This window comes from Clostridium sp. 001 (assembly GCF_019056555.1).
Taxonomy (GTDB): domain Bacteria; phylum Bacillota; class Clostridia; order Clostridiales; family Clostridiaceae; genus Clostridium_B; species Clostridium_B ragsdalei.
The window spans coordinates 121,518-133,450 of the sequence record NZ_CP020473.1 but is presented as its reverse complement, the minus strand read 5'-3'; the positions used below and the strand labels follow the sequence as shown (position 1 = coordinate 133,450).

Below are 11,933 nucleotides of genomic sequence, written 5' to 3'. Positions count from 1 at the left end.
GACTTTTTAAAGACGTAAACGTTTTATTATATAAACAAAGATAGATTTCATTAAATTTTTTATATTACAAATAGTTTAAATATAATGAAATTATTACATTTAACATAGGAGGACATGATATGATTAAGAACATTGATGTTAGTGAAGCTATGACTGTAAAACTAGATGATGAATTACCTGAAATGCCAAAATTTGTAGAAGGCATAAGAAGGGCACCGGATAGAGGATTCAATTTGACACAATCCCAGACGGAAATTGCTTTAAAAAATGCTCTAAGGTATATACCACCTAAATACCATGAACAATTAATACCAGAATTTTTAGAAGAGCTTACCACAAGGGGAAGAATTTATGGATATAGATTCAGACCTGAAGGAAGAATACATGGAAAACCTATAGACGAGTATAAGGGAAAATGTACAGAAGGTAAAGCCTTCCAAGTTATGATAGAAAATAACTTAGATTTTGAAGTAGCTCTTTATCCATATGAATTAGTTACTTATGGAGAGACAGGAAGCGTTTGTCAGAACTGGATGCAGTATAGACTTATAAAAAAATACTTGGAAGTTATGACTCAAGATCAAACTTTAGTAGTTGAATCAGGACATCCTCTTGGACTGTTCAAATCAAAACCAGAAGCACCTAGAGTAATAATAACAAATGCCATGATGGTTGGAATGTTTGACAATCAAAAGGATTGGGAAATAGCAGAAGAAATGGGAGTTGCAAACTATGGACAGATGACTGCAGGAGGATGGATGTATATAGGACCACAGGGTATAGTTCATGGTACATTTAATACATTATTGAATGCAGGAAGAATGAAGCTTGGTATTCCGAACGATGGAGACTTGAGAGGACATTTATTTATAACTTCAGGTCTTGGAGGAATGAGTGGAGCTCAGCCAAAGGCTATAGAAATAGCAAATGGAGTAGGCATAATAGCAGAAGTAGACCAGTCTAGAATTGACACAAGACTTAATCAAGGATGGGTAAAAGAATCATCTTCTGACCTTGATAGAATATTTAAGGTTGCAAAGGAATACATGGAGAAAAAAGAACCTATGTCCATTGCATACCATGGAAACATAGTAGATTTGCTGGAATACGTAGTTAAAAATAATATAAAAGTAGAGTTATTGTCAGACCAGACTTCCTGTCATGCCGTATATGAAGGTGGATACTGTCCTCAGGGAATTAGCTTTGAAGAAAGGACAAGACTTCTTGCAGAAGATAGAGAAAAATTTGATAAATTAGTAGACAAGAGTTTGAGAAGACATTTTGAATTAATAAAAGCTCTTGTAGATAAGGGAACATATTTCTTTGACTATGGAAATTCCTTTATGAAAGCAGTATATGATGCAGGAGTTAAAGAAATATCCAAAAATGGAATAGATGAAAAGGATGGATTCATATTCCCTTCCTATGTAGAGGATATAATGGGACCTCAACTGTTTGACTATGGATATGGACCATTTAGATGGGTATGCTTAAGTGGAAAGAGTGAAGATTTAATAAAAACAGATAAAGCTGCCATGGAATGTATAGATCCAAATAGAAGATACCAGGATAGAGATAACTATAACTGGATAAAGGATGCAGAAAAGAATAAGTTGGTAGTTGGAACCCAGGCAAGGATACTATACCAGGATGCAACTGGTAGAATAAATATTGCACTTAAGTTTAATGAAATGGTAAGAAAAGGTGAAATTGGACCTGTAATGATGGGAAGAGACCACCATGATGTAAGTGGAACAGATTCTCCATTTAGAGAAACTTCAAATATTAAAGACGGAAGTAATGTAATGGCAGATATGGCTGTCCAGTGTTATGCAGGAAATGCAGCAAGGGGAATGAGCTTAGTTGCACTCCACAATGGAGGCGGCGTTGGTATAGGAAAATCTATAAACGGAGGCTTTGGACTTATACTTGATGGAAGCCATAAAGCAGATGAAATAATAAAATCAGCATTAAGCTGGGATGTAATGAGTGGTGTTTCAAGACGTTCTTGGGCAAGAAATGAGCATGCTATTGAAACAGTAGTAGAATTCAATAAAAATAATAAGGGAACAGATCATGTAACTCTTCCATATTTAACAAATGAGGAAGATGTAAAGAAAGCAGTAAGTAAGTATTTTCAAAAGTAAAAGTACTTTTATAAACAGAGTTCTTGGCATGAGATGGAGTTTTGACTCCAACTCATACTTAGAAATCGTTATCCAGGGACGTAGCTGCTATTTACTCCAACTAAGAGAAAAGCAGATATCCCAAATCTTTGATTTGGTGATAGTCGCTTTCGCTGTGTGCGTGGGAGTATTAGAGCAGGTAGTCATCGGATAAAATTTTTGAAGGGAGGGAATTAGTATGATAATTAAAGATATAGATTGTCTTGTAACTTGTGCCGGCAGTTATCCAAAGACAAAAGAAAAGTTAAAAGATGCACAAATAATTAAAAATGGATACATAGTTGCAGACAATGATACAATAGTAGATGTTGGCAGCGGCGATGGATACAAAAAGTATTTAAATGACCGTGAAGTTGTAATAGACGGAAAAGGTAAAACTGTTACGCCAGGTCTTGTAGACAGCCATACCCATGTGGTATATGCAGGGTCAAGGGAATTTGAATTATCTTTGAAGCTGAAAAATGTAAAATATATAGATATATTGAAAGCTGGAGGAGGAATATTAAGCACTGTAAACAGTGTGAGAAATACTTCTCTTGAGAAGATCCAAAGTGAAACTAAAAAGAGATTGGATTTAATGCTTTTACACGGAACTACTACTGTTGAGAGTAAATCAGGTTATGGACTTGATTTTGAAAATGAAATAAAAATGCTGAATGTAAATAAAAATTTAAATGACGAACACCCAATTAGTATAGTTTCTACTTATCTAGGTGCTCATGCAGTTCCAGAAGAATTTAAAGATAACAGGGATGGATACATAGACCTTATAATAAATAAGGTAATTCCATATGTTAAAGAACAAAACTTAGCAGAATTCATTGACTGCTTTTGTGAAAAAGGTGTATTTTCAGTAGAAGAGGCAAGAAAAATTTTAGAAGCAGGCAAGAAAGCTGGATTTAAGGCTAAAATTCATGCAGATGAAGTGGAATCCATATCAGCAGCAGAACTTGCAGGTGAGATTAAAGCAGTATCTGCAGAACATTTAGTGTCAGCTTCTGACGAAGGTATAAAATCACTTGCAAATAATAAAGTAGTTGCAGTACTTTTACCTACGACTTCTTTTTACTTGATGTTAAATAAATTTGCACGGGCAAGGAAAATGATAGAAGAGGGAGTTATAGTTGCACTTGCTACAGACTGCAATCCTGGTACTTCTCCTACAGAATCCCTTCAAAGTACAATGACTTTTGCATGCTTTGGACTTAAAATGCTGCCAGAAGAAATAATAAATGCAATGACTATAAATGCAGCAGTTGCAATTTCAAAAGAGAAAGAAATAGGAAGTATTGAAAAAGGTAAAAAAGCCGATATATCTATATTTAATGCAAAAAACCTAGATTATTTAATTTATCATTTTGGTGTAAATGCAGTAGATACAGTAGTTAAAGATGGTACAGTTGTAGTAAAAAATGGACAGTTAGTATATTAAAAAGTAAAGATAAAAAACAGAAAGTTATAGAAAACAAATTAGCATAATGACATTAGGAGGTAATATAAGATATGAAAACTATTAATTTAAATGGAGAAAATCTTACTATAGAGGATATTATAAATGTTGCATACAACGGATATAAGGTTTCTGCTACAGAAGAAGCTAAGGAAAAAATTAAAAAATCAAGAAAAGTAGTAGATGGCATAGTTGAGAGAAATGATACAAAGTATGGAATTACTACTGGATTTGGAAAATTTTCCGATGTAACTATATCAGGAGAAGAATGCAAAACACTTCAGAAAAACTTAATAATGTCCCATTCATGCGGTGCTGGACGAAAGTTTCCAAAAGAAGTAGTAAGGACAATAATGTTATTGAGGGCAAATAACCTAGTTAAAGGATATTCAGGAATAAGACTTAGTGTTTTTGAAACTCTCTTAGATATGTTAAATAAAGGTGTACATCCATGTATACCGGAAAAGGGTTCTTTAGGAGCCTCTGGTGATTTAGCACCTTTAGCACATATGGTATTACCTATGCTTGGGGAAGGAGAAGCTGAGTTCCAAGGTGAAATTTTACCTGGAAAAGAAGCTATGGAAAAGGCAGGAATAGCTACAGTAGAACTTGTAGCTAAAGAAGGTTTAGCTCTTATAAATGGGACTCAGGTAATGACTGCAGTAGGTTCATTAGCTTTGTATAAAGCTATAAATCTTTTAAAAGTTAGTGATATTACAGCAGCACTTACTATAGAAGCTTTAAGAGGAGTAAGAGATGCTTTTGACTTAAGGACACATATGTTAAGACCGCATGCAGGTCAAATTCAAACAGCTAAAAATATAAACGCACTAACGGAAGGCAGTTCTTTTATGACTAATCAAGGTGACTTAAGAGTACAGGATGCTTATACTTTAAGGTGTGTACCACAAGTTCATGGTGCCAGCAAAGATGCTGTAAATTATGTTAAAAATAAAGTAGAAATAGAGATAAATTCCGTTACAGATAATCCCATTATATTTGACAATGCGGATGTAATATCGGGAGGAAACTTTCATGGACAGCCTATGGCTTTAAGTTTTGATTTCCTTGGAATTGCAATGTCAGAGGTTGCTAACATATCAGAAAGAAGACTGGAAAGATTGGTAAATTACCAATTAAATGATTTGCCTCCTTTCTTAGCAAAGAACGGTGGACTTAACTCAGGATTTATGATTACACAGTATGCAGCAGCAGCATTGGTATCAGAAAACAAAGTGCTTGCACATCCAGCAAGTGTAGATTCTATTTCTTCATCAGCTAACCAAGAAGATCACGTAAGTATGGGCACTATTGCAGCAAGAAAGAGTTTAGCAATTGTAAACAATGCAACAAGAGTAGTTGCAACAGAACTTATGGCTGCTTGTCAGGCTATAGATTTTAGAGATGGACTTAAGCTTGGTAAAGGTACTCAGGAAGCATATAATGTAGTAAGAAATAAAGTAAGCTTTATAGAAAAAGATAAAATTATGTATAAAGAATTGGAAAAATGTGATGAACTTATAACAAGTGGAGAACTTCTAAAAGCAGTTGAAGAAAAAGTAAATTTAGGAATATAAAATAAAGTTCAGGATACTTGAAAATCATAATTCTATTAATAGTAGAAATAGATTGAGGCTAGGTATTTAATAATTTATGGCTGGCATTAAAATGAATATAAAATTCATTTTGTGTCCAGTTATAAATCAAGTACCTTATACAAATCATGCTGTAATATGTTATACTATGGAAAATTAAATTTTTATCAATGTAATCGTTTATCTAATTTTAACATTTTTAACACCAATAAAATATAGCTAGTCCGTTAAATTTGAATAAAGATATTCGATGAACAGGGTTATTATTAAAGTGTTATTTTCATCTACCACTTTTCTAGTACGCGTTTTGGTTATTGAAAATATGTTTTAAATTAACTACTAAACTAATTATATGGGGGGATTAGATGTGAATTTATTTAGGAAAAAAACCGTGGAGGATTTTAGCGTTTCTGTAAAAAAAAGTGGACTTAAAAAGGAACTAAATTATATGGATTTAGCATGCTTAGGAATTGGTTCCGTAGTAGGCAGCGGCGTCTTTGTTTCTGCAGGACAAGGGGCTCAAATAGCAGGACCTGCAGTTATAATGTCATTTATAATAGCTGCTATTACAAGTGGATTCTGCGGACTTACTTATTCAGAACTTGCTACTATGTTTCCTGTTGCTGGAAGTACTTATTCCTATTGCTATGTTGCTTTTGGTGAAATTATAGCCTGGATTATTGGATGGAATTTAATGCTTGAATATCTTGTTTCTGGAGCAGCAGTTGCTTCAGGATGGTCTGGTACTTTTGTTGGGGTTTTAAAATCCTGTGGTATCAATTTACCTGCAGCAATTACCGCTTCTCCACTTAAAGGCGGAATTGTTGACTTACCTTCTGTTTTAATTGTTGCTGCTATAACATGGGTATTATATATTGGTGTAACTCAAAGTACTAAAGTAAACAATATTATAGTTGCTATAAAAGTAGCTGTAATACTTATATTCATATTTATTGGCGTAACTCATATAAATCCTGCAAATTATCATCCTTTTGCACCATACGGAATGAAAGGTGTAATGTCCGGTGCTGCAATTATATTCTTTGCTTTTATAGGTTTTGATTCAGTATCTACTGCTGCAGAAGAAACAGCAAATCCTAAGAGAGATGTTCCTATTGGACTCGCTATTTGTTTAGGTGTAACTATTGTATTATATGTAGCTGTTGCATGTGTACTTACAGGAATGGTGCCATTTAAAGCTATAGATATAACTAATGCACTTCCAGCTGCTTTAGCTAGAGTGGGAATCAATTGGGGTTCTGCATTAGTTGGTGTAGGTGCAGTTGTTGGAATGATTTCTACAATTCTTGTAATATTGTATGGACAGGTTAGAATATTTATGGTTATGGCAAGAGATGGATTACTGCCTAAAGCATTTTCTAGTGTAAACAAGAAACATAGTACGCCAGGTATATGTACTATAATAACAGGAGTTATAACAGCTGTTATATGTGGACTTTTCCCACTTGACGTGATTATTGATTTATGTAATATTGGTACATTATCGGCTTTCTTGTTTGTATCCATAGGAGTAATTGTTCTCAGAAAAACTTTGCCTAATGTTGAAAGAAAATTTAAATGTCCGGGAGTTCCGTTTGTACCAATATTAACAGTACTATGTTGTCTATATCTTATGATAAGTTTGCCAGGTGTTACTTGGATTAGATTTGCTATATGGACTGGAGTAGGTTTGTTATTATACTTTGCTTATGGAATGAAACACAGTATATTAAATGATGAAAAACATAATTGTGTTGGAGATAAAAATTAGGGTATAGATTTTTAATGTATAAACAAAAGATTGTAATATATAATTAAAATAATTTATAAAAGGCACATTTTATAAATAGTGAAAATGTGCCTTTTTATAATAAATAATGAATTGAATTTATTTTAAGCACATTTTACATTGTGTTTGATGGAAGATAAAGTCGACTGCTAGTATATTAAAAAATTTTTTTGCTTAGGAGGAAAAAATATGCTGCAAGATTTAAAATTAAAAGATTTTATAAACGAGTTAGGTTCTAATTCACCAGCACCGGGTGGGGGAAGCATTGCTGCTCTTTCAGCAAGTATGGCTAGTGCTCTAGCAAGTATGGTTTTTAATTTGACTATAGGTAAAAAGGAATATTTAGAATACGATGATTCTATAAAAAAGAATATTGATACTTCCTTAGAGGAAGTTAGCTTGTGCAAAAAAGATTTCTTGAATTTTATGGAAAAAGACACAGATGCTTTTTTATCCTTGATGAAAGCATACAAGATGCCTAAAAAAACAGAAGAGGAAATAAAGTTTAGAAAAGAAGCTATAAAAAAAGGTAATGAAAATGCACAAAATATACCTTTTGAAGTAGCAAAGAGTGCTTATAAATTATATTCCTATATAGCCATAGCAGTAAACTATGGAAATAAAAATGCAATTTCTGATGCTGGTGTTGCAGCTTCATTAACGGAGACGGCAATAGAAGGAGCACTACTTAATGTAAAGATAAATATTCAGGGCATCAAAGATGAAGTTTATAAGAAAAAAATGACGGATGAATGCAGCAAGCTGTTGAAAAAGAGCACTGATAAAAAGAAAGAAATTATGGAAATTATAGAGGAAAAATTAAAATAGAGTTTAATTTAAAACAATTTATGATGTAATGTAGTAATATTTAGCATATGAAAAGGCACTTTTTAAAAATGTGTCTTTTCATATGCTTTAAGTTAGTACATTTTATTGTGATAGCTATAATAATTTAAGAAAAATATAACAAAATAGGAGAATATTTATGAAAAGTATTAAATCAAAAATAGTATTGCTTGCTTCATTAATATGCATTTTTAGCTTATTGATATCGTCTGCAGTTACATATTACATATCTTATCGAGTTGTTACTAGTCAAGCCAAAGATAAGATTTTAGTTTCATCAGACAAATATGCAGAGTCAATTGATAAATGGTTTGATGGCGAGGGAAAAATAGTAAATGAAATTGGAGACTCTGTAGAAAATATAGGTATTGTACAAAAAAGTAGTGAGCTCAGTTATCTTCAGGAAAAATTAAAAGATAATAAATCTGCTACAGACATATATATAGGAGCTGCAGATAAAAGCAATATTGATGCCGGTGGATGGGTTCCTCCAGCTGGATATGATTGTACACAGAGAGACTGGTACAAGAAAGCTGTAGAAAAAAAAGGAATAATCTATTCTTCTCCTTATTTAGATATGGATATAAAAAAAATGGTTATAACTATAGCTAGACCTATATTTCAAAATGGGAATATAGTTGGTGTTTTAGCCTGTGATATTAATTTGGAAACAATTACTAACATCATTCAAAAAGCAAAGGTAATAAATAATAGCTATGGATTTCTAATAGATAATGATAATAATTTTATAATTCACCCCAGCAAGGATTTTCAGCCTAAGGAAAAGAAACTTGAAAATGTGAATAATGTCATGAATGGACAATTTAAAAATATTTTAAGTAATAATTTTGTAAAGTTAAAAGATTATGATGGTGGTGAAAAATATTTTGTAACTTCCCAAATACCATCTACCAGCTGGACAGTTGGATTTTCAGTACCTGTATCCGAACTTACTAAAGCACTTCAAAGTTTAGTAAAATCCTTTATAATAATTATTGCCCTATGTATAATTGCGGCTTTTATGGTTTCTGTATATTTTGGTAAAAAAATAGGGGATCCTATATTGTCTCTATCAAAGATGGCAGATAAAATATCTAAGTTTGATTTGACTTATGATGATAAATATAATTACCTGCTAAATTATAAAGATGAAATAGGAAAACTATCAAATTCTTTTAATATAATGCATAAGGAGCTAGTTCAACTTATAAAAGAAATACTGGGTGATTCGGATGATATAAATAAATCCAGTACGGAATTAACTAAGCTTGCAGAGCAGTTATCTTTAAAGTCTGAAACTATGAATAGTGCAGTGAAAAATATAGTAGACAGCATACAGGAAACAAGCGCAGTATCAGAAGAAATCAGTGCCTCTATAGAAGAAATAGGTGGGAATGTAAACCAATTATCTGAAAGGGCTGTAGAAGGAAATAGTAGTGCAGAACAAATTCAAAATACAGCTGTGGATATACGAAATAAAACAGGTGAATCCATAGAGAAAACAAGAAAAATGTATGAAGAAAAACGAGAAAAAATGCTAAAAGTAATTGAGGACATCAAAGTAGTAGAAAATATAAAAGTTATGGCAGATACCATTGCAAGTATAGCAGAAAACACAGAATTATTGGCATTAAATGCAGCTATAGAAGCAGCTAGAGCAGGGGAAAAGGGCAAAGGATTTGAAGTAGTAGCAGGTGAGGTAAGAAGACTTGCAGAACAGTCCTCACAGGCTGTTGTAGCTATTCAGGGTACTATTTCAAAGGTATATGAAGCTTTTAAGTCTTGCTCGGGTAACGGAAATGATATACTAGATTTTATACACGAAAATGTAGATCCCCAATTAGAAGCTTTCAGAGATACAGGAGACAAGTATTACAAGGATGCTGAATTCTTAAATAAGATGTCTTATGATGTAGCGTCTATGTCAGAGGAATTAAATGCTACTGTAAGCCAAATGAATGATGTAGTACAAAATATGGCACAAAATGCATTTAAATCTTCTGAAAATGCAGAGACAATAAGAGGAAACATTGATGAAACCTCTACACATATAGAGAAAATAGTATCAACAGCCGAAAGGGAAGAGCAATTAGCAGAAAAGTTAAATAGTATAGTTAAAAAATTTAAAATTTAAAAAATGTGTCCTGTTTTTAAAGCAGGACACATTTTTTAATAACCTACAAATAGATTATTTATTGTAGATAATGTATTTACTACTGAAAATATTATGACAGCAGCTAAATTTGCCGTAGTTTTATCCTGGTCAAACCTAGGAGAAACTTCACATATGTCAAAACTTACTACTTTGTTGGATTTTAATATGTATTTTAAGAATTTTAAAACTTTTTCTGGGTCAAGTCCCAGGGATTGGGTAGCACTTACTCCAGGTGCATAAGATGAAGTAAATACGTCAGAGCATATTGTTATGTAAATGTCCTCATGCTCTTTAATAAAGTCATTCAGCTTATCTAAGGTATTCCACTCAGTATCGTTAGTTACATCTTTAGCTAGTACATATTTTACTCCAAATTTATGTGCTGTTTTAAAAAGATCTACAGTGTTACTGTGATTTTGTATACCCATGCAAAAATAGGAATAGTCAATTCCCTTATCTGCATTGAGATCATGAATTTGTCTGAACATTGTTCCTGAACTGGCACCTTTTTCATAAGGTCTAAGGTCAAAATGAGCATCAAAATTTATAATACCAATGTCAGGAGTTTTAGTATGTTTACTTAAGTTATTTAATACTCCTTTGTAATTTCCAAAAGTAGTTTCATGACCTCCTCCTAGAATTATAGGAAAAAGATTTAAACTTAATATTTTAGATACTGCTTTTGAAAGTAGATCTTGACTTTCTTCTAGAGAATTATCATCACAAATAATATTGCCAAAGTCAAATAAATTAACGTCTTTTGTAAAAAAACAAGGAAGGTTTGCCATTTCTTTTCTAATACTTTCTGGGCCTTTTGAAGCACCTGTTCTTCCATTATTGCGTCTTACACCTTCATCGCAGCAGAATCCAATAAAACCAAATCCCAGCTTACCGGTATAAGGAGAAAGATTATCTTTTCTTAAATCAATGCACTTAATCCATTGATGCCATCTGAAGGCATCAAAATTAGTTTCACTATCAACTCTACCTTTCCATAGTATTTTGTCCATAGGTTTGTAATTAGAATCAAACATTTTAAAAAGTCTCCTTCTAGCTAATTTTGTAGTTTAAATATATAGTAGCATATATATATTTATAGTATATATTTTTTTGATAAAAATGAATGAATTTTTTTAGTAAAATCTTATATTTGTCTTATAAATACAATTAGTTAACAGTATAAATATTATGTAAATTAAAAAAATGTAAACCAAACTAGATATTACAAAAAATAAATGATAAAATATAAAAGAAAACGCACTTAGGAGGGAAAAACTTGAAAGAAAAATATACAGCAGTAATTTTGTGTGGTGGAAAAAGTAGCAGGATGGGATTTGACAAAAGTAAAATAAAAATAGGAGATAAATTTCTAGTAGAAATAACAGCAGAAAAGTTGGAGAATATATTTGATGAAGTAGTTTTTGTAGCTGAAAACAAATATAAATTTGGAAATATAAAATACACTGTACTAGAAGACTTAAAAAAGGAATATGGACCCGCAGGTGGAATATTTACAGGACTCAATTATTCTTCATCTCCATATACATTTTTTATAGCCTGTGATATGCCTTTTGTAAATTTAGAATATATAAAATACATGATGAATTTTACAAAAGAAAAAAAATTTCATGTTATAATGGCTCACAATGGAAAAGATATAGAGCCCTTGTATTCTTTTTATTCTAAAGATCTTGTACCTTATTTCAAACGGGGTATAGATTCTGGAAGATTATCTATTAGAAAAATAATAGAAGGCACTAATATAAAATATATACCAGAAACTATAAAAGAAAAATATGATAATTCACTAAGCATGTTTACCAATTTCAATTACAAAAGCGATCTAGACAACATATATGGTAAATATACACAAGATTAATGCCATATTTCTTTACAAATTAAAAAGACACAG

8 protein-coding genes are annotated in these 11,933 nt (G+C 32.0%); 7 read left to right on the top strand and 1 reads right to left on the bottom strand.

What is annotated here, in order from left to right; all coding sequences use genetic code 11:
• The first annotated feature begins 119 nt into the window (after nucleotides 1-119).
• The 6 genes from B5S50_RS00650 to B5S50_RS00625 all read left to right on the top strand — a co-directional run bounded on the left by B5S50_RS00650 (nucleotide 120) and on the right by B5S50_RS00625 (nucleotide 10,000).
• Nucleotides 120-2,147, top strand: coding sequence for a urocanate hydratase (locus B5S50_RS00650; protein WP_013238798.1), 2,028 nt, complete (start codon nucleotides 120-122; stop codon nucleotides 2,145-2,147).
• Between the two features lie 217 nt (nucleotides 2,148-2,364).
• Nucleotides 2,365-3,618, top strand: a complete 1,254-nt coding sequence (gene hutI, locus B5S50_RS00645) for an imidazolonepropionase (RefSeq protein WP_013238797.1) — start codon at nucleotides 2,365-2,367, stop codon at nucleotides 3,616-3,618.
• Nucleotides 3,619-3,689: 71 nt separating this feature from the next.
• Nucleotides 3,690-5,213 carry a histidine ammonia-lyase gene (gene hutH / locus B5S50_RS00640; RefSeq protein WP_013238796.1) on the top strand — a complete coding sequence of 508 codons (1,524 nt, stop codon included), beginning with the start codon at nucleotides 3,690-3,692 and terminating at the stop codon, nucleotides 5,211-5,213.
• A gap of 385 nt (nucleotides 5,214-5,598) precedes the next feature.
• A complete protein-coding gene (locus B5S50_RS00635) occupies nucleotides 5,599-7,002 on the top strand; it encodes an APC family permease (protein WP_013238795.1) in 1,404 nt (467 codons plus the stop codon).
• A 207-nt stretch (nucleotides 7,003-7,209) separates the two neighbouring features.
• Complete coding sequence (locus tag B5S50_RS00630) at nucleotides 7,210-7,848, top strand: cyclodeaminase/cyclohydrolase family protein (protein ID WP_013238794.1); 639 nt, start codon at nucleotides 7,210-7,212, stop codon at nucleotides 7,846-7,848.
• 157 nt (nucleotides 7,849-8,005) lie between these two features.
• Nucleotides 8,006-10,000: a methyl-accepting chemotaxis protein gene (locus B5S50_RS00625; RefSeq protein ID WP_065079209.1), complete on the top strand. Its 1,995-nt coding sequence runs from the start codon at nucleotides 8,006-8,008 to the stop codon at nucleotides 9,998-10,000.
• Nucleotides 10,001-10,035: 35 nt separating this feature from the next.
• Here B5S50_RS00625 and hutG read toward each other — a convergent pair whose 3' ends face one another.
• The gene (gene hutG / locus B5S50_RS00620; RefSeq protein ID WP_013238792.1) at nucleotides 10,036-11,055 is read right to left on the bottom strand and encodes a formimidoylglutamase; all 1,020 of its coding nucleotides are present in this window, start codon (nucleotides 11,053-11,055) and stop codon (nucleotides 10,036-10,038) included.
• Between the two features lie 242 nt (nucleotides 11,056-11,297).
• Here hutG and B5S50_RS00615 point away from each other — a divergent pair, with 242 nt between their 5' ends.
• Entirely contained in the window at nucleotides 11,298-11,900 is a 603-nt protein-coding gene (locus tag B5S50_RS00615; protein ID WP_013238791.1) for a molybdenum cofactor guanylyltransferase, read from the top strand.
• Nucleotides 11,901-11,933: the final 33 nt, after the last annotated feature.

Excerpts from the sequence above, each read along its gene's own strand:
- B5S50_RS00630 (WP_013238794.1), top strand. The coding sequence starts at position 7,210 with ATGCTGCAAGATTTAAAATTAAAAGATTTTATAAACGAGTTAGGTTCT.
- B5S50_RS00625 (WP_065079209.1), top strand. The coding sequence starts at position 8,006 with ATGAAAAGTATTAAATCAAAAATAGTATTGCTTGCTTCATTAATATGC.
- B5S50_RS00650 (WP_013238798.1), top strand. The coding sequence starts at position 120 with ATGATTAAGAACATTGATGTTAGTGAAGCTATGACTGTAAAACTAGAT.
- hutI (WP_013238797.1), top strand. The coding sequence starts at position 2,365 with ATGATAATTAAAGATATAGATTGTCTTGTAACTTGTGCCGGCAGTTAT.
- hutG (WP_013238792.1), bottom strand. The coding sequence starts at position 11,055 with ATGTTTGATTCTAATTACAAACCTATGGACAAAATACTATGGAAAGGT.
- hutH (WP_013238796.1), top strand. The coding sequence starts at position 3,690 with ATGAAAACTATTAATTTAAATGGAGAAAATCTTACTATAGAGGATATT.